Source organism: Actinotignum schaalii FB123-CNA-2, assembly GCF_000411135.1.
Taxonomy (GTDB): Bacteria; Actinomycetota; Actinomycetes; order Actinomycetales; family Actinomycetaceae; genus Actinotignum; species Actinotignum schaalii_A.
This window is the reverse complement of sequence record NZ_KE150263.1, coordinates 540,924-559,493: the sequence shown is the minus strand read 5'-3', so window position 1 is coordinate 559,493 and position 18,570 is coordinate 540,924. Positions and strand designations below refer to the sequence as shown.

General features: G+C 61.8%; 15 protein-coding genes. 8 read left to right on the top strand and 7 right to left on the bottom strand.

The annotated features are described in order from the left end of the window. The first annotated feature begins 160 nt into the window (after positions 1–160). The 3 genes from HMPREF9237_RS07670 (at position 161) to HMPREF9237_RS07660 (ending at position 3,495) form a co-directional block, all read left to right on the top strand. Positions 161–1,627, top strand: coding sequence for an adenylate/guanylate cyclase domain-containing protein (locus HMPREF9237_RS07670; RefSeq protein ID WP_016443175.1), 1,467 nt, complete (start codon positions 161–163; stop codon positions 1,625–1,627). 113 nt (positions 1,628–1,740) lie between these two features. Then, positions 1,741–2,412, top strand: coding sequence for a response regulator transcription factor (locus HMPREF9237_RS07665; RefSeq protein WP_016443174.1), 672 nt, complete (start codon positions 1,741–1,743; stop codon positions 2,410–2,412). 9 nt (positions 2,413–2,421) lie between these two features. Continuing rightward, positions 2,422–3,495, top strand: a complete 1,074-nt coding sequence (locus tag HMPREF9237_RS07660) for a sensor histidine kinase (protein ID WP_016443173.1) — start codon at positions 2,422–2,424, stop codon at positions 3,493–3,495. 58 nt (positions 3,496–3,553) lie between these two features. On the opposite strand, the gene HMPREF9237_RS07655 is transcribed toward HMPREF9237_RS07660, so the two are convergent. From HMPREF9237_RS07655 to HMPREF9237_RS07645, 3 genes are read right to left on the bottom strand one after another with little or no spacing between them, the layout of a single operon-like run. Beyond that, the gene (locus HMPREF9237_RS07655; protein WP_016443172.1) at positions 3,554–4,072 is read right to left on the bottom strand and encodes a GtrA family protein; all 519 of its coding nucleotides are present in this window, start codon (positions 4,070–4,072) and stop codon (positions 3,554–3,556) included. Between the two features lie 20 nt (positions 4,073–4,092). Then, entirely contained in the window at positions 4,093–5,430 is a 1,338-nt protein-coding gene (locus HMPREF9237_RS07650; RefSeq protein ID WP_016443171.1) for an LCP family protein, read from the bottom strand. Between the two features lie 2 nt (positions 5,431–5,432). Further along, positions 5,433–6,794 (bottom strand): LCP family protein, encoded by a 1,362-nt coding sequence (locus HMPREF9237_RS07645; protein WP_231366722.1) that lies wholly within the window; start codon positions 6,792–6,794, stop codon positions 5,433–5,435. Positions 6,795–6,903: 109 nt separating this feature from the next. Between HMPREF9237_RS07645 and HMPREF9237_RS07640 the strand changes: the two genes are divergently transcribed. Then, complete coding sequence (locus HMPREF9237_RS07640; RefSeq protein WP_016443169.1) at positions 6,904–7,761, top strand: glycosyltransferase family 2 protein; 858 nt, start codon at positions 6,904–6,906, stop codon at positions 7,759–7,761. A gap of 216 nt (positions 7,762–7,977) precedes the next feature. Next, positions 7,978–10,323, top strand: coding sequence for an N-acetylmuramoyl-L-alanine amidase (locus tag HMPREF9237_RS07635; RefSeq protein WP_016443168.1), 2,346 nt, complete (start codon positions 7,978–7,980; stop codon positions 10,321–10,323). 118 nt (positions 10,324–10,441) lie between these two features. Here HMPREF9237_RS07635 and HMPREF9237_RS07630 read toward each other — a convergent pair whose 3' ends face one another. Both HMPREF9237_RS07630 and rfbB read right to left on the bottom strand, forming a co-directional pair. Next, positions 10,442–11,608, bottom strand: coding sequence for a nucleotide sugar dehydrogenase (locus tag HMPREF9237_RS07630; protein WP_016443167.1), 1,167 nt, complete (start codon positions 11,606–11,608; stop codon positions 10,442–10,444). Positions 11,609–11,834: 226 nt separating this feature from the next. Continuing rightward, complete coding sequence (gene rfbB / locus HMPREF9237_RS07625) at positions 11,835–12,827, bottom strand: dTDP-glucose 4,6-dehydratase (RefSeq protein WP_016443166.1); 993 nt, start codon at positions 12,825–12,827, stop codon at positions 11,835–11,837. Between the two features lie 217 nt (positions 12,828–13,044). Here rfbB and HMPREF9237_RS07620 point away from each other — a divergent pair, with 217 nt between their 5' ends. Together HMPREF9237_RS07620 and HMPREF9237_RS07615 are read left to right on the top strand one after the other, a co-directional pair. Continuing rightward, on the top strand, positions 13,045–14,313 hold the full coding sequence (locus HMPREF9237_RS07620) for a gamma-glutamylcyclotransferase family protein (RefSeq protein ID WP_016443165.1): 1,269 nt from the start codon (positions 13,045–13,047) through the stop codon (positions 14,311–14,313). Between the two features lie 105 nt (positions 14,314–14,418). After that, entirely contained in the window at positions 14,419–15,114 is a 696-nt protein-coding gene (locus tag HMPREF9237_RS07615; protein ID WP_155875968.1) for a hypothetical protein, read from the top strand. Between the two features lie 29 nt (positions 15,115–15,143). Here HMPREF9237_RS07615 and HMPREF9237_RS07610 read toward each other — a convergent pair whose 3' ends face one another. Together HMPREF9237_RS07610 and HMPREF9237_RS07605 are read right to left on the bottom strand one after the other, a co-directional pair. Further along, a complete protein-coding gene (locus HMPREF9237_RS07610; RefSeq protein WP_016443163.1) occupies positions 15,144–16,133 on the bottom strand; it encodes a glycosyltransferase family 2 protein in 990 nt (329 codons plus the stop codon). A gap of 116 nt (positions 16,134–16,249) precedes the next feature. After that, entirely contained in the window at positions 16,250–17,533 is a 1,284-nt protein-coding gene (locus HMPREF9237_RS07605) for a hypothetical protein (protein ID WP_016443162.1), read from the bottom strand. A 121-nt stretch (positions 17,534–17,654) separates the two neighbouring features. Between HMPREF9237_RS07605 and HMPREF9237_RS07600 the strand changes: the two genes are divergently transcribed. Then, positions 17,655–18,542: a glycosyltransferase family 2 protein gene (locus HMPREF9237_RS07600; RefSeq protein ID WP_016443161.1), complete on the top strand. Its 888-nt coding sequence runs from the start codon at positions 17,655–17,657 to the stop codon at positions 18,540–18,542. Positions 18,543–18,570 lie beyond the last annotated feature (28 nt).

Here is an 18,570-nt window from a genome sequence, read left to right as displayed (position 1 = left end):
CCAGCAAAATCCCTGGATGAAAACATGGACGTGAGTGTCAAGGATGACTAGTATACTGTGATGGAAGGCACTTTATTTATGGCCGGCGGTTGGCGCTCCCTGTTCTCCTCACCTGAGGCGGCGCCGCGCCGGTGGTGAACAGCTAAGGGAAGGGGCTAGTGTGGCTGAGCAATTCGCTAGCGCGCCGCGCCCCTCACCCTATCCCGAAAAATTGCGCGAAGTGGGCGATGGTGGTGCGCGCAAACATTCCGGTATCGGCCCGGCCATGAGCCCGGACCTCATCGCTTACCTCCTCGGGGGTGGCGTCCAGCCCGCTGAAAGCGCGGAGCTCAGCGCGGATGATATGGCTCAGTTGCGGCGTAATACCGCCGCAGATCTGCCCCTCGGCCCGGAATCCGGGGTGCCCCACCCCGGGCATAGTGCCCGTATGGAAGCCCCGGTGGATCGTAATTTCGTGCCTAGCCGGGAAACAGCGGCCCGCACCTCGCAGCGCTCGCGGGCCTGCCGCCCGGATGCGGATGGCCGGCACCCGAGCAGCGTGAAAGTGGCGGAATCCGCCGCGCCAGCGGCGCCGTCGTCGCGCCGCTACCCGGCCACGCCTCAGCCGCAGGCCGCGGCGGATACGGAACCCACCGCGTTCTCCGCCTATATGGAGCATCTTGAAGGCGGGCTGCCGCGCTATACCCTGCGCCAGGCGGCGGAATTAACCAAAATGGATACGGAAGGCGTGCGGCGTTTTTGGCTGGCCCTCGGTTTCCCCACCATCGTGGATGAAGATAGCGAATGTGTTTTCACGGACGGTGATATCGCGGCGATGCGCGCGATGGCGGAATCGCTCGGGGAATCCCCGCTGACGGAATCGGCCCTTACATCGCTGCTGCGCGCCAGTGCCCACAATGTGGATCGCATGCTGCAATGGCATGTGGAAACCTTGCTTGAACTGGCCGAAACTGCGGGTGGGCTCGGGCCGGTGGATGCGCGGCGCTGGGTGCTTGATCATTTCGCGGATATTGAAGAATTCTTGCGGCGTACCGCAGCGTATACCTGGTCGCGGCAGGCCGCCGCGCTGCTGCGCCATACCGAAGCGGAAATCGCCCATATTAATGAGGATGACGCCATCCCGCAGATTCCGCGCGCGGTGGGTTTTATCGATATTGTGTCCTTCACGAACCGGACCGAGCGGATGACCTCACGCCAGTTCATGGAATTTATTGAGCGTTTCGATTACACCTGTCGCGCCGTCATTACCGGTGGGGGTGGGCGCGTGGTTAAATCCATGGGCGATGCTTTCCTCTTTATTGCGGACGATATCGTTACGGGTGCAGATATTGTGTGCGATGTGACCCAAGCCCTGCGCGATACCCCGGAGATTCCGGCGGTGCGGGCCTCCCTCACCTGGGGGCCGGTACTGGGGCGTTTCGGTGATGTTTTCGGGCCATCGGTGAATATGGCCTCCCGGCTGGCAGATGTGGCCTCCCCGGGTACGGTTCTTACCTCGCGTCCGGTGGCGACCGCGCTCAAAGCGGTAGGGGAGAATCGCTTCACCACGATCTCAGTGGGAACCCCTACTCTCCAGGGACTAGGTGCCACCGAGGTGCTGGAGCTGCGCCGCATCCGTGCGCATTAAGAACGGGCGCTTTCGCGTGTATCGAGAAAGCCGCTTCGGGGCTGGCTTACGCCCGTTTCACGCCCCGGGGCACAGGCCCTGAGTGAAAAAAGAAAATAGCTTAGACTTTCAGTGTGACTACTTTGCTTCTTGTTGAGGACGATGCCGCTATTTCCGGACCGCTGGCCCGCGCGCTCGGGCGGGAAGGGTACACCGTGAACCTGGTTGCTACCGGCCGGGATGCGCTGGACCAGCTCACCACCGGGGTCGATATTATGGTCTTGGACCTCGGTCTGCCGGATATGGATGGCCTCGAGGTAGCGCGGCAGGCTCGCGGGGAGGGCCATACTTTCCCCATTCTCATTCTTACCGCACGCACCGAAGAAGTGGATATGGTGGTGGGCTTGGATAGCGGGGCGGATGATTACGTCACGAAGCCTTTCCGGCTCGCGGAGCTGCTGGCTCGGGTGCGGGCGTTGCTGCGGCGTACCGAGCAGGGCAATGACCATCTCAATGCCCAAGATATTTCGGTGGATACCGGGGCGCGCCGGGCGCTACGCGAGGGAGTGGAACTGCCACTCACCGCTAAAGAATTTGATTTGCTTACCGCGCTGATTCGCAGGGCGGGGGATGCCGTGTCACGTGAACTGCTGCTCAGTGAAGTGTGGGGGGATGAAAACGGTTCCTCCTCGAAGAAACTTGATATGCATATTTCGTGGTTGCGCCGTAAATTGGGCGACGACGTTGATAGTCCTCGCTATATCTCCACGGTGCGGGGACTGGGCTTCCGTTTCGAAACACATTAAGAAGAACCCATGCGCGCACGTTCTTTGCGGATGACGATCCGCACCGCGCTGGCGGCTATTTTACTGGTCGGGATTCCCGCGCTGGTGATGGGCGGGGTGACGATCCCGCGCAATGCCCTTGATGAGGGGCGGGCCCGGCGGGATATGGTGCTCTTCTTAGGGGCGGAAATCCTGGCGATTATCGTAGCTATTTTGGTGGCGGTGGGGATCGCCATGCGGGTCTCGCGCCGCATTTCCGCGCCGCTTATCTACCTGGCTGCCGCTGCCGAACAGCTGGGAGCGGGAACCACCCGCCCGCAAATGGCGCCCTCGGGAATTGAAGAAATTGACCTGGTCTTTGAGGAGATCGCGCGCGCCGCGGATCGCATGGCCGGCAGGCTTTCCGCAGAACGCCAATTCGCGGCCGACGCCTCCCACCAGCTACGCACTCCGCTCACCTCGCTATCCATGCGCCTGGAGGAAATCCAGTACCTCAGCAAGGATCCGGACGTTAAAGAAGAAGCTACGCGTTGCCTGGAACAGGTGGAACGCCTGACCGGAGTGGTGACCGATCTGCTTCACGCCTCGCGTGCTCAGGAAAGTGCCACGGAGGCGGTGGCGTTGCAACCCATTTTTGCCCAGCAGGGTGTGGAGTGGGAGCGGGCTTTCGCGGCGGCAGGCCGGAAAGTGGTCTTCACGGTGGGCGAGCACGGCCCGGTGCTTTCCGATCCCGGGGCGCTCTCCCAAATCATTGCCACGTGCGTGGAAAACTCGCTGAAATACGGGGCAGGGACGACGGCGGTTACCTCGCGCCCAGCCGGCCGGGGCGTCATTATCGATATTAGTGACGAGGGAGAGGGAGTCGCTCCCGAATTCGTGGAAGCTATTTTTACCCAGGGATTTTCCCTGGGCGGGTCCACCGGATTCGGCCTGCCGCTCGCCCGCCAACTAGCCGAACGCAATGGCGGGCGGCTGGAATTATCCCAGGCGCGGCCTCCTGTTTTTTCGGTGGTCCTTGCCGCGCTCCCGGCTGCTCTTGACCCGGCGAAGGTTTTCCCCGCGGGTGGCGAAATTTCGGTGGGTGCCCGCAGGCGGCGTTTCTAACACCGGCGATGCTGCGGAGGAAAACGCCACCGGGCTCCTCGGCCGTCGGATAACGGCGCTATTCGCGCACCCGGAACACCACGTAGCGGTAGAGCACGTAGCGGCAGGCGGTGCCCAAAATCAACCCCACCACATTGGAAGAAATATTATCGGCCAGCTGGGAACGCATATCCAGCACGTAGCGGGAGAACCACAAGCAGCCCAGCTCAATCGCCATGCCACACAGATTCACCGCCACGAATTGCAGAAACTCTCGCATTTTCTCCGCGGAGCGTTGGCTGCGGAACGTCCACAAGCGGTTAGCCACCCAGGAGAAAATCACGGACAGCGTAACGGATATGACTTTCGCCGTCATGGATTGGTCCCCCGGCAGCCGCACCAGTCCGGTGTGGGCCAGCAGATTAAAAATACCCACATTGACGATATAGGCACCCAGCCCCACCGTGCAGAACTGCAGGAATTCCACGAGCCACTGCCGGAAGCTCTGCCCTTTGAGTAAACGGCGCAGCAATTTCTCCACCCGGGCCCGGCTGGAGGAACGAGGTTCTGGTGTTGGTTCTGGTACTGGGGCAGTCATCGCGCTGAGACTATCACGCTTTAGAAACTGGGAAGCATATCAGCCGGAGTCAGGTTCCCCTCGCGCATTTTCCGGAAGAATTCCGGGGTACGCTGCGGATCGAGGAGCACATTAGACTGCCCATTGGCACGGTAATCAAGATCGGCGATGGGGGGAACTCCGGCCAAACCTCCTTCGCCCAGCACGCTCCCGAGCGCCAGCCCGGCCCGTCCCACGTTGTACAGCGACGTATCGCGATCTACCGTGAGGATGGAGCCGGCGGTGCCGACCATGCGCCGCTGCAGCGGGAAATCCACCAGCGTTGCCGGGGTCTTGAGCTTGCCGATCAGGGACGACACCACCTGGCGCTGCCGGTTGGTACGCCCGAGATCACCCAGCGGATCAGATTTGCGCATTCGCGCGAAAGCGAGGGCCTGGGCGCCATTCGTTTCGTGGCAGCCAGCTTCCCAGACCATGCCCGAGTCAGCATCGTCTACGTCGTCGTCGTAACACAGGCGCACCCCGCCGGCCGCGTCCACAATCTGCTGCACCCCGGCCATGGAAATCTGGATATAGTGATCCACGGTCATCCCGGAAAGTTCCTCCACCGTTTCTACCAGGAGCCGCGGCCCGCCCAAAGCGAAGGAAGAATTGAGCTTCTGTTCGCCCTCCCCGGGAACATTCACGTAGGAATCACGCGGGAGGGAGACCAGCGCGGGTGCCCCGGATTCGGGAACGTGGAGCAACATAATGGTATCCGCGCGCTCACCCTCGGTCGGGTCATCAATCCCGTCCGCTTCACGCACATCCGAACCCACAATCAGGTACGTGGTGCCGCTTGTTGCCGCGGCCCCGGTCAGCGCATCCATTCGGGTGAGCTTGGAATTGCCGTAAAAGAACAGATAGGTGGGCCAGGCCACCGCAAGAATAAGAAGAAGAACGACGACGCCAGCAACCCAGCGCCACGGATGGCGGCGCCGGGTGCGCCCGGCAGGTGCACCCATCCCGGGCATATCCGGTACCGGATGACGATCAGCCCCGCTATGCGGATAGGGAGCGGCTGGTGCGGCCTGCGCGGCGGGGCGGACGGCCGGGTAGGCCGCTGCGGGCGGGTAGGAAGGTGCCTGCTCGAAGGATTTTGCCGGAGGAGCGGATGCCACCTGGCGTTGCGGAGCAAAGCTCGGGGGCTGCACGGGTGCGGGCCGGCGCGGAGCCCCGGCGACACGGGTAGATCCGGGAATATCAGCGAATTGTTCGCGCGCTTCGGGTGGCACAGCGCGGCCCCGTCCCACCGGCTGCGCGCCCTGCGAGGAGGGGCGCGGAAGCCTGCGCTTGGGTGGGAACGACGGTGGTGGGGTAGCCCCATGGAAACGGTTCATACTCAGGGAATCGCATTCTCTCGGGTGCATACGGGCGCTGATTCGGCGGTTCGGGCGGTTGTGGGAGCCTGAGAGGCCGGCGTATCGCTATCCGGCTCCGCTGCTGCGGGTGTGCTTTCGGATGAGGTGGCGGCTTCGGTATCACCAGTGGTGGTGGATTCCGCGGCGCTCGAAGCTCCCTCAGCGTCACTGCCGGTGCTGGGTATGCCGCTAGCGGCGGTACTGGGAAGAGCATCCGGGCTGCCTTCTGGTGGCAAGCCAACGAAAACGCCGTCGGCATTCTTCTCCGCACGTACTGGAACGTCGCGGCGTAGTGCCTCCCACACGTAATCGGCGGAATCGGTGGCGACCACGCGGTTACCAGCCCAGGCGAAAGGCATGGTCCAGAAGCGGATATTGGCCGGATCGAGGGAGCGCAGCGAATTTGCCAGGCCCACAATATTGCTGATGGAGCCGATCTCCTGGGAGGTTTGCAGGGACTGGGTCGCGGCGTCGAGCAGGCGCATGAGGCGGCCGAAATCGGTGAGGAGATTGGAGCGGAGGGCCTCGGCTGCCACCGCGCTCACCAATTCGTGCTGGCGGCCGATGCGGGAAATATCCGAGCCGTCTCCCACGCTGTAGCGGGCCCGAGCCAGGGCCAGGGCCTGCGTGCCGTTGAGGAGGCGGCAGCCGGAAGTAATATCGAGGCCGGCGCGCTCGTCGTACAGATCATCCGCGAAGTACATGGGAACCCCGCCCAGGGCATCCACGGTGGAAATAAAGGAAGCAAAATCCACCACGATATAACCGTTGAAAGTAATGCCGGTCATCTTGTGGAGAGTGGTCATGGTGCAGGCCGCTGCGCTGGCCACGTCCCCGTACTGGCCGCCAATGGCGAAAGCGGAGTTGAACATGGTTTCGGGAGCGGGGCGGGTGGTAACCGTTTCCGAACCACCGGAAGAAGTGCGGATCGTGCAGGAAGGAATATCCACGAGGGTATCGCGGGGCACGGACACAATATCCACGCGGCTGCGATCCGCGCTGATATGCATGATCATGGTGGTATCCGCGCGCATCCCCCCGACTTCGCCAGACTCTCCGGCGTTATCAATATCGGAATCTCCGCTGCGTACATCCGAACCAAGAATGAGGATATTGAGCGGGCGGCCCGCGGAAGGATCCACCGGCTCCGCCGCGGCGGCGGAGGGAACCAGATCATCAATATCGGCCCGGGTGATATTCCCCTGGTAGCGCGCCCACGCAGACCACAGTGCCGTCCCGAAAGTCAGGAGGAGCGCGAGCAGCACAAGCAGCACGACCCGCCACCACGAAGAGGTGCGGCGGCCCCCGATCAGATGCGCCGCGGCGCGTGAGTTTTTTGCCACTACCTCATCATAGGGGTTCGGGTGCGTCGCCCGCTGGAAGAAGCGCCGCACTGCGGTGTTAAGCACGGTGGCGCGGGCGGGAGGCGCTTGGCTCGGCTAGGCTAGGACCATGCGCATTCGTGTCATCACCGTGGCTTTCAATCCCGGGGCGGAACTGGAAGCTTTTCTCGCCTCCCTCCCGGCGGCCCTGCATGAGGCTTACGAATGCGTCATTGTGGATAACGGTTCGGAGCACGCCGAAGTGGATCGGGTGGCCCGCGCTCACGGGGCCCGGGTGGTGCGCACCGGGGAAAATATCGGTTACGGCCGGGCCGCCAACCGCGGAGCCCAGGGTTTCACCGGCGAATGGCTGGCGGTGGCCAATCCCGATGTGGTCTTCACCCCCGGCTCCCTCGATGCGCTGGTGCGCGGGGCGGAAAGCTTCCCGCGGGCCGGCGCGCTCGGCCCGCTTATCCGTACTCCCGAAGGGGATATTTACCCCTCGGCCCGTCAATTTCCGCGGATCGTTTCCGGGGTGGGGCACGCGCTACTCGGGAATATGTGGCCGAATAATCCCTTCTCCCGTTCCTACCGCTCCAATGCGGACGTCACCCGGGCTCACCCGGTGGACTGGCTTTCCGGCGCCTGCCTGCTGCTGCGGCGGGAGGCCTTCGAAGCCGTGGGTGGTTTCGATGATTCCTATTTCATGTTCTTCGAGGATGTCGCCCTGGGGGAGGCCCTGGCCCGGGCGAGCTGGCAATCGGTTTTCCTGCCCGAAGCGGAAGTTATCCACTCCCAGGGGGCCTCCTGGAAAGACCAGCCGGCCGCCATGCTGCGCGAACATCACCGCAGCGCAGCGCACTATATTGATAGCGTCTACGCGCGCCCCTGGCAGGCACCGCTGCGCTGGGCAATCCGGGGTGGGCTCGCGCTGCGGGCGCAGCTGCACGTGCGGGCAGCGCGCGCGGCGCGTCGTCGTTCTCACTAACTAAAACGTATTAAAATCAAGCCGGAGCTACGAGTGTCCGCGAGGTAGCTCCAATCCGCGCTCCGTGGTCTCACCTGAATTACACCGATGTATTTTTATGAGGTTAAAGTAAATCGGAGTTAAGGGTGTGAAAGTTGGGACTTTTGCCGTAAGGTAAGTCTGGAAGCTGCCCGTATGACGTCCCATCGTGGCGGACAGCGTGAACCGGAGGGAAAAATGACCAAACGTCGCGGTCTTGTTCTAGGAACCGTGCTGGCGCTCGCGAGTGCGGGCCTTGCCGTCCCGATTGTGGGCTACGCTTTCGCTGAGAACGATGATGCACAGGGTAGTATTGTTATTCCGCTCACCACGGAAGCGGGAGCCTTGACCACTACCGCCACCGCGCAGCTGGAGGAAACCGTGGAGAGCGCACTCGGTTCTGGCAAGGAAGCCGAGCCGCGCGAAGCGGCGCAACCCACCGAGGAAGCCGAAGCTACCCCGGAAGCGAGTGCCGCGCGCGCGGGCGGCGTCGTATCGCATGCGGTACGCGCCAACGTGCTGCGCGCAGAAAATAACGATGCAGAAAACGCGGACGCAGAAAAGGGAGCCACGGCGGGCACGGAGGCGGGAAACACCGTAACCGGTGGTGAACTGGCCGATAACTACGCCGTCTTCACCAGCCCGGTGCGGGTGGACGAACCCTTCGCGGTGGCGGGGCTGACCTGGAACCGCGGGGAGAACCTGCCCGAGGGCGCCTCCATTGAAATGCGCACCCTGGACGGAGAACAGTGGTCAGACTGGTACGAAGTTGGTGAGGAATCCCAAACCGAGCGCGAACGGCCCGGAACGGAATACAACGTTTCAGGGGAGTCCACCGGGATTCAGGTGCGTATCACCCAGGGTGAGGGCCCGCTGCCGGCCGGCCTGCGCATCGATATTGCCTATACCGCCGAGGGTGACACCGTGGAGGTGGAGGAGGCCGAAACCACGCCGATTCTACCTGAACGCGGCACCGAGACCGATCCGGTGGTCAATCCTGAAGAGGGCGAAGAAGAAATTCCAGCCCTGGGCGCCTCACTTTCCGCCGCGCGCGGCGGGGGCACCCTCGAGCAGGGCAGCGTGGTTGCGAGCGGCCTGCTGCCCACCGCCCGCGATTGGACCAACCGCATCGGTACCCGCGGGATCCATACCCGGGCCGATTGGGGCGCGGACCGTTCCCTCATGACTTGGCCGGTCGAATATGCCACCTTCCAGGGCATGGTCATCCATCACACCGCCGGCTCGAATAATTACACTCAGGCCGGGGTACCGCGGGTTATCCGCGGAATTTACGCTTTCCACGCTGTCACCCGCGATTGGGGCGATATTGGCTACAACGTGATTGTCGATAAGTACGGCGGGAAATGGGAAGGGCGCTACGGCACCCTGCAATCCCAGGATGGAACCATGGCCATCGGCGCGCATGCCGCCGGGCGCAATACTGGCACCATGGGCGTGTCCGTGCTTGGCACCTTCACCGCGGATCACCGCCCCTCCCAAACCATTCTTAACACCCTCGCGGATGTGGCCGGCTGGAAATTCGCGCTCGCGGGCCTGGATCCGCGTGGCACCACTTCGCTGACGATTCCGCAGCGCAATAATTCGGCGCGCTACCGTTCCGGTGAAGCGATGCCGCGTATTGTGGGGCACCGCGATGTGGGCAATACTTCGTGCCCGGGCACGATCTACGATTCCATCGGCTCCATTCGCGAGAACGCGTACCGTATCTATACGCAATTGCGTTCCGGTGGTGGTACGACGCCGCAACCCGCGCCGCGCCCCACCCAGCCACCGGCACCGCGCCCGCCCGCCCCGCCAGCTCCCGCGCCGAGCAATCCGCGCCCGTCCTCCACCGTGGCGCCTTTCCCGCCGCGTTTCTTCCTCGCTAACGGCTGGGGGCGCACCGCCGATATTGTGATGGATTACGGGCTGCGCGGGGATGAAATCCTCACCGGTGATTGGAACGGCGATGGGCGGGATACCCTAGCGATTCGCCGCTCCAATATTTTCCACGTGCGCGATAACCTCACCTCCGGGGTTGCCACCCGGGTCTTCAGCTTCGGGCGCGCCGGTGACGAAGTGTTCGTAGGCGACTGGGATGGCGACGGTGTGGATACCTTCGCGGTGCGGCGTGGGAACCTGCTCCTCGTGCGTAATTCCCTCACGTCCGGTCCGGCCGATGCGGTTTATTGCTTCGGTAACCCGGGGGATACCTGGCTGGTAGGTGACTGGAATGGGGACGGCGTGGATACCCTGGCGGTGCGGCGTGGAAACGTCTTTATCTTCACCGATAACCTGGCCACCAGCGCGGTTTCCGCAGAAATGGCTTATGGCAACCCGGGTGACGAGGTGCTCGCCGCGAAAATTGAACCCCAGCGTTCCACCCTCGTGGTGCGCCGCGGGAATGTGTACGTGGTGCGCGGTCCGCTTAGCGGCCCGGAAGTAGTAGAAGATGTGACGTACGGGCGCCACAGCGATATGGTCATCTTCGGTGATTGGGATGGCCAGGGTGGCCAGACGCTCGGGGTGGTGCGCTCGCGCTAAAGCGAGAGCGTCATGCCCTATTCAAGGTACGGGCCGGGGAAGCTTCGGTGTGAAGCAAATATCCCCGGCCCGTACGTATATTACGTAGATACCGTGCGCGCCACGATGCCCGTGCGCGCTAGTCCCGCCCGAAAATATCGCGGGTGAGCACCGGCGTGGACGTTTCCGGCATGGTGCCATCCAGACGGTTCGTGATGATCACGTCCGCGCGATCCTGGAATTCCTCCCAGGAGTCCAGCACCGGAATATCCCCGAGTGCGCCCGGTTTCAGTGCCGGATCGTAAACGAGCACCTCCACACCTCGCGCGCGCAACTGCGCCGCGAGGCTGAGGGCGGCCGAAGCCCGGTGATTATCCGAGCCCGATTTCATGGCGACCTTGTAGATCCCCACCGTGGCGTAGCCAGCCCCGGCCAGGCGGTTAGCCAGGAATCCAATCCGGGTTTCATTGGATTCCACAATCGCGGACATGAGATTTTCGGGCACGCCTTCGAAATCCGCGCGTAATTCTTTGGTGTCCTTGGGCAGGCAGTAGCCACCGTAGCCGAAAGAAGGATTATTGTAATGATCCCCGATGCGTGGATCGAGGCCCACCCCGCGAATAATCTCCGCGGCATTGAGGGATCGCGCCATCGCGAAAGAGTCCAGCTCGTTGAAATAAGCGACCCGCATAGCCAGATAGGTATTGGAGAAGAGCTTAATCGCTTCGGCTTCCCGGGTTCCCACCTGGATAATCGGGACGTCGCGGGCTTCAGCACCCTCACTCAGCAACTGGGCGAAGTGGGAGGCTGCGGCGTCGTCGCCCGAAACAACAATGCGTGAAGGGTTGAGATTATCTTGCAGTGCCTTGCCCTCGCGCAAAAACTCCGGGGAAAAGACGATGCGCAGCTGCGGGAACGTTTCTTGCATCCGCGCGGTAAAACCGATGGGGATCGTGGATTTAATGACGACGACGGCACCGGGATTCGCCTCAGCTACCTGCGCAATTGCACTTTCAACAGAGGCCGTATCGAAGGCATTGGTCTCCGTATCGTAATCGGTGGGCGTGGCGATGACGGCGTAGTCAGCACCCGCGAGGGCCTCAATATTCGAGGTGGTAGCACGCAGCGAAAGAGGCTTGGTGGCGAGGAACTCTTCGATTTTCGCATCCTGGATCGGGGAGGTGCACGCGTTAATCGCATCCACTTTCGCGGGATTAAGATCCGATCCGATAACATCGTGGTGTTGGGCAAGAAGGACGGCGTTGGCCAAGCCCACGTAGCCCAGCCCGATCACAGCAATCTGCATGATGCTCCTAGCTCTTGGGTTGCGTTCAGTATAGCCGGCCCGCTGCGCGGCGGGCCGGTGGGACACGGAGAAGAAGACCGAGGATAGGCTTCCACGAACAAGACTGCCCCGCTTGCGTCCGGGTGCACTCAAGATGCCAGCCGGAAATTTAACGAGCGGGGCAGCGACAAGGGCGATGCGTTGCGGGTACGCCAGCGCAGTTCCCAATGGGCCGAAACGCGGCGCTTTAGTGGCCGGTCTTGGCGTACTTGGCCTCCACGGCTTCCTTCTGCGGGCGCCACCACTCTTCATTGGCCTTGTACCATTCCACGGTGTCATGCAGACCCGCGGCGAAGTCCTTGAACTTGGGCTGCCAGCCGGTTTCCTCCACCAGCTTGGAATTATCAATGGCGTAGCGCTGATCGTGGCCGGGACGGTCATTCACATGATCGAAGTCATCGGGTTCGCGGCCGAACTCCTGGAGGATCATCTTGACGACCTCAAGGTTATTCTTTTCGCCATCCGCGCCGATGAGGTAGGTTTCCCCGATCCGGCCCTTATTGATGATCTCCCATACCGCCACGTTGTGATCGCGTACGTGAATCCAATCGCGCACCTGGAGGCCGGTGCCGTAGATACGCGGGCGGATACCATCCAGAAGGTTGGTGACGGTACGCGGAATGAACTTCTCCACGTGCTGGTAGGGGCCGTAGTTATTCGAGCAATTGGAGATGGTGGCTTCTACCCCAAAGGAACGCACCCAGGCGCGTACCAGCAGGTCCGAGCCGGCCTTGGAAGCCGAATACGGGGAGGACGCGATATAGGGATCGCCATCCTGGAAGCGGCGCGGTTCGTCAATCTCCAGGTCCCCGTATACTTCGTCGGTGGAAATATGGTGGAGGCGTACCCCGTGGCGCCGTACCGCTTCCAGAATCGTGTAGGTACCCACCAGGTTGGAGCGGATGAAGGGGGAGGGATCAACGAGCGAGTTATCGTTATGGGATTCCGCCGCGAAATTCACCACCAGATCGCAGTCCTTGACCAGGGGATCAACGGTATCCATATCCGCAATATCGCCCTGGACCAGGGTGACGCGGTCCAGGCCCTCAATGGACTTGGGATTACCCGCGTACGTGAGTTTATCCAGGACAACAACTTCGGCATCCGGATAATCCTCGACAGTTTGGTGAACGAAATTCGCGCCAATAAATCCGGCACCGCCGGTAACCAGGACACGCATATTATTCCTTTCGTGGGTCAGTTCCTGGCTAATTCTACCCGGAACTGCGGGGTGAAGAGTCAGCTCATCGCGCCGTGCCCACATTTTTAACGGGGGTGCGACACCGGCAAGCACTACTATTGTGACGCGCGAAGGGTTTAAGCTGGAGCTATCCGTCCACGCACCGCGGCCTGGATCCTGCACCACTCCGGGGCGCGAACAACCCGAGGAGGTTCTTTTGGAGAGGTATTCGCGCACGCGTACCCCCGCCACCGGGTTCATTGGTGTCACCGCAGTGCTGTCACTGATTGCTACCTTGCTGGGGCTCATGCCGGCAGCGCAGGGTGCGCCCGCTCTGGACGAGGGTGCAGGGAACTACTATTTCTTCAAAAACTCTCTCACCTCGGGTCCGGCCGATGTGGAGATGTCGTACGGGAGGCATACGGATGTGGTGTTTTCCGGGGATTGGAATGGCGATGGCCGAGACACCCTCGGCGTGAACCGCGGCTCCGATTTCTATATGAAAAACAGCTTCGTGTCCGGGGACGCGGATATCCACTTTAAATTCGGGCTGCCCACCGATCAATTCCTTATCGGCAATTGGGATGCGGTCGTGGGCGATACGGTTCTTATTCGTCGCGGTAATACGTATTTCGTGCGCAATGAGCTCACCACCGGAGGCGGGGAACATACTTTTACCTTCGGTCAGCCCGATGATGAAGTGATCGCGGGGGATTGGAATGGCGACGGCACCGATACCCTCGCTATTCGGCGCGGCAATATGTTCTACGTCAGCAATGTGCTCGACGATGATGAGAATTTCACGGTTTTCTCCTTCGGGCGCCACGGGGATACCGTTCTGGTCGGTGACTGGGATGGCGATGGTATCGATAGTTTCGCGGTGCGCCGCGGCAATATGTACTACGTCAATAATTCCACTGTTTCCGGTGGGGATGCTTCCACGGAATTCTCGTACGGGCGGCACGGGGATACCGTTCTGGTGGGCGATTGGGATCGGGACGGGGTGGATACTCTGGCGGTACGCCGCGATTACGTACCGCAGGCTCCCAATAGCCAACGCCCGCCCAACCTTGGTCCCAATTCCGGCGGTTACCCCATTCTGGTCTATGGAACGCTACGCCAGGGGGAAGAAGCTGCCTACGTTGTTAATGATTATTCCGGTATCAAAGAAAGCTCCGTGCCGGATTATGAACTGTGGATCACCGGCCCGCGGTGGAACCCGTGGCCCTGGGCTCTTCCCGGCCCGCGCGGGCTACGCGGTGACCTCCTGCAGTATGGGCCGTGGAATTATGACGCCAAAGTGGCGCAAATGGATGATTGGGAAGGTTATGTTCCGGGTAAGAACCCTGCCTATATGAATTACACGCGTGACCTCGTCACCACGGTGGACGGGCCGGCGTGGATGTACGTGGCAACAAAATGGCGGCAGGATTTCGCGCGGCGCTGGGGCTACGTGGTACCCCACGGTGATTTCCACCGCTTCTAAGAACGCGTGGCGAGAAAAAGGAAAAATAACGAGATGATGCACAGTAGTCACACCACACAGGCTGCACTCTCACAACCCGCGCCCTCGTTCGGGCGCGGAACCCGCGTGAGTCGGTGGACCGTGGGAAGCGTACTCGCGGGGCTGAGCCTAGCCGGGATTATGGCACTAGGTGGCTGCGCGAGCACCGCGGTGGGTGATCCCGATCCGGTCACCCCGATTCCGGTGGCGAGCGCGGCTCCCGGCGGCGGAGCAGTCAGCGGGAACGGCACCGGGACCACGCAGGAACGTGCCGCGGTCACGGACGGTTCGGAAGGTGGCCGCCCGGTTACGGTTGCGCCCAGCGGGGATGTGGAAGCTGAGCTTGGAGTGCCGGTAGGTCTTTCGGTCGACGGCGCCACTCGGGCGGCATTCACTCTGACAGTCACGGATATTACCCGGGCACAGGAGTGCCCCTCGCGCATCGCGGAGCCAGCTGTTTTCACTCCCAAGAACGGCACGTTCCTCGTGGTTGATCTCAGCGCGCAGATGGCAGCTGATTATGCCGCCTACGACCCGGATGCTCCCTTCCTCACCCTGGATCGGGATGCTTTCCACCTCACGGATCGGGATGGAAATATCCAGGAAGATAGCCACACGGTGCCATCTTACGGGTGTTATTCCACCGCGGAGCGGGTCACCCCCTTTATCAACCCGGGGGAAAGCGCGGCCGGTAAGGTGGTCCTGGAAACCTCCTTGGAGCACGGCTACCTGGTCTACAACCCCTGGGGAGTGCCGGGATCGGGGTGGCGCTGGGCTTTCTAAACGCCGTTCCTCATCTGTTCCATCCGTTCCTAATCGGCAATGGCGTAGGTGCTGCGCACGTAGCGCAGGTAGATCTTGCGGTAGAGCGCCGGGCAGGTGCGCAGCAGGGCGGCTCCGGCTGCCAGCTGCGGGCGGGCCTGCGCGGTAGCGCGCAGCATGGGCAAGCTAATAGCATGCCGTGCCGCGCGCACAATATCCGCGGTGTCCTTCTCCGAGCGCATGGCTGATTGCGCCAAAATCATCATGGCGAGGGTGCGGTACACCAAAAAAGCGGAAAGATTCTCCGGTTCTGCCATCCATTCCGGCCCGAGCTGTTCGGCAAGGAAACGTGCGGCATCCTCATATTCCTGCGGATCGGGAACGCGACCCCAGGTGAGGGATTGGGTACCCACTACGTAATTGGCCAGGGCATCGGGAATCGAGGTGACCTGCCGGGCCCGGGAAAGCGCTATCGCGGCAACAACCTGATCCTCCCCGCGGTGAATATGCTCCGGGAAACGCAAGTTCTGGAACGTGGCGGCGGCGAAAAGTTTATCCCAGAGGAACGGGGTGAGGTTATCGGTAAGGAAGGCACGTACCGCCTCCGGGCCTGCCAGGGTGCCGAGGAAACGGGAGTTTTCAGTACGTGTCTGGCCATTGGAGAGATGAATGGTGCGCCCGCAGCACACCACATCGGTATCGGGCGCGCTTTCTACTTCGCGCAACATCCGTTCCAAATAGGTGGGTTCCCAGTAATCATCCCCGTCAAGGAAAGCGATATAGTCCCCGGACGCGCGCTCAAGGGCGGAATTCCGGGCCCCGGATACCCCGGTATTGTTCTCGTGGTAGATCACGGTGAGACGGGCATCGGCAAGTTCTTTTTCCAGGTCGCGCAGCACGCCGGCAGTGTTATCGGGGGAGTGATCATCCACAACGATGAGCTCCACATCAGGCATGGTTTGGCCCAGGACCGATACAACCGCGCGCCGAATAGTGTCCTCACCGCGGTAGGCGGGAGTGATAACGGATACCCGTGCCATGATTCCTCCTAGGTCAGCTCACGTAGTCTCCATGGTACCCGCGCGCAGTCCCGGTGCATCCCCCACGGCCCCGAAGGTCCCCACGTATCTCGGGCGCTATCGGGTGCGATACGGTGTTATCGAGTGTGATGTACCAGGCCGAGGATATGGCAGATGCTCCCTAGCAGCGGGCCCACCACCAGGGAGGCAACTGTGCGTGTTTCCAGGGAGAGCGGGAGGAGCATCAGGGCGACGGAGACCAGCAGGGCCGCGCACCATCCCAGAATATTGAGGCGGTGGTGATCGGCGGCTAGTGCCACCGCTCCGGTCAAGGTAAGAAGAGCCAGGCAGGCTGCGGCAAGAACCAGTAATCCCAAAGTAAGGGGAGTATTTGCATAAGCCGGCCCGAAGATAACCGCCATGAGCCATGGGCCGCACGCGGCAGCGGCCAGGGCACCAATCCCGCCAATTCCTCCCACAATAACGGCCAGGCGCAGTAAATAGCCGCGAGTGCGCTCGGGGTGCTGGACGAAAACCGTGATCACCATGGACTGGAAAGCCACGAGGGGAAGCATGAGGGGCGCGCGGGTCACGGAGACCGCTTGGATCAGCGGAGCGGCCTGAGAGAACACCGCAGGTTCGGTGGTCAGGCTCATAAGGAGGGGGAAACCGTTAATGAGGAGCGCGCTTGCCCCGGTGGCGATCATGGCCAGCAGGAGGCGGCGCACCAAGCCCCGCGGCGCGATATTAATGCGGGTGCGAGCCAATGCCCGCACGCCCGGCGCAGCGCTGAGCAGCAACCAGGTACCGCAGGCCAGCACGCAGGCGAGGGCGTAGAAGTGGAGGGTGAGACTGAGATATCCGGCTACCGCAATAAAGAGGAAACGCAGGGCCGGCTCCAGCGAGGTGAGAGTACCGAAAATTTTCCACTTCCCGCGCCCCGCGAAAACTCCGAGGAGCCCTAAATGCACGCTATTGAGGACTACCCCTAGTGCAATAAAAGCGATAAGGAGCGCGCGCCCGGAAAACCCGTGAAATACCCGCAGCCACAGCGGAGTCACGACGAGCACCAGGAGTGCGGCACATACACCTACCCCCGCGCAGATAAGAACCGGCGAGGTGCGGTAGCACGAAGCTGCGGCCTCGGAAAGCATGCCCGAGCGGCTCCCCAGCGGTTCGTGGCTATCAACCCGGTCCCGGCGCACCGCCCGTGTCACCTCATTTTGGAGACCCGCCACAATCGCAATAATGGCGAACAGGGCAGCCCAGAACGTCAAAAATAGGGTGTTATCGGTAGGTGAGAGCGAACGCGCACTCACCACCGTAATAAAGAAACCGGAGAGTGCTCCGGAAGCACCGCCGAGGGCAACCGGCAGGGCAGCCCCGGCAGTTTCTGAGTTCTGGCCAGCGGCGGTGGACATCACGGATGGCCTTTCTCTTCGCAGGATTTCTTAAGTATAGGGTGCGCCCGTGCCATAATAGGCGCTAGTACAGATGGCGGCGAAACAGAAAGCGGCTTCGCCATAGAAAGGATCATGCCCGATGCGCCTCGATATCATGCTGCCCTTCTGGGGGAACCCGGACTACCTCTTCCAAACCGTGGAATCGGTCCTGGCCCAGGATAGTGATGAGTGGAAGCTCACCGTGGTGGATGATTGCTATCCCGATGAGAGCGTGCCGGAGTATTTTGCCAAGCTACATGATGAGCGCGTCACCTATATTCGTAACGAAACGAACCGGGGCATTACCGAAAACTACGAGACCTGCCTGAAGCTCGCCACCGCGGAATACATGATGTTCATGGGCTGCGATGACATTATGGAACCGAATTTTGTGTCCACCATCCAGGCCGCTATTGCCGCCCATCCCACCATCGATATTATTCAGCCCGGGGTGCGCCCCATTGACGCGCAGGGCACCGTTATTTCGCCCCTCGGGGACCGTATCAAAACCTCCCTGCGCAAGCGCTCCACCCGGATGGGCAACGTTATTTCCGGGGAAGGTGCGGCCGCGGTACTCCTCACCGGGGACTGGCTCTATTGGCCCTCGCTCGTTTTCCGTACCGAGACTATTCGCGCCACTCCCTTCCGCCCCGGCTTCCCCCTCATCCAGGATCTCGCCATCGTCGTCGATATGCTGGCTGCCGGCGCCTCCCTGCTGGTAGAGCCGACGGTGTGCTTCCGCTACCGCCGCCACGATTCTTCCGCCTCCGCCTCCAAGCTTCTGGACGGTACCCGCTTCGCCGGGGAACGGCGCTATTTTGCACTCGCGGCAGAGGAGATGAAACGTCGCGGCTGGACGAAGGCCCAGCGGGCGGCCCAGCTGCACGCCACCTCGCGCCTTTACGCCGCCACTTTGCTGCCGCGGGCCCTCAAGGAACGCAGCGCTACCGGGGTACGTACCCTGCTGCGGCACCTGGTAGGCAAGTAGGCCCGGCGTCGTCGTTCTTGGTACGACG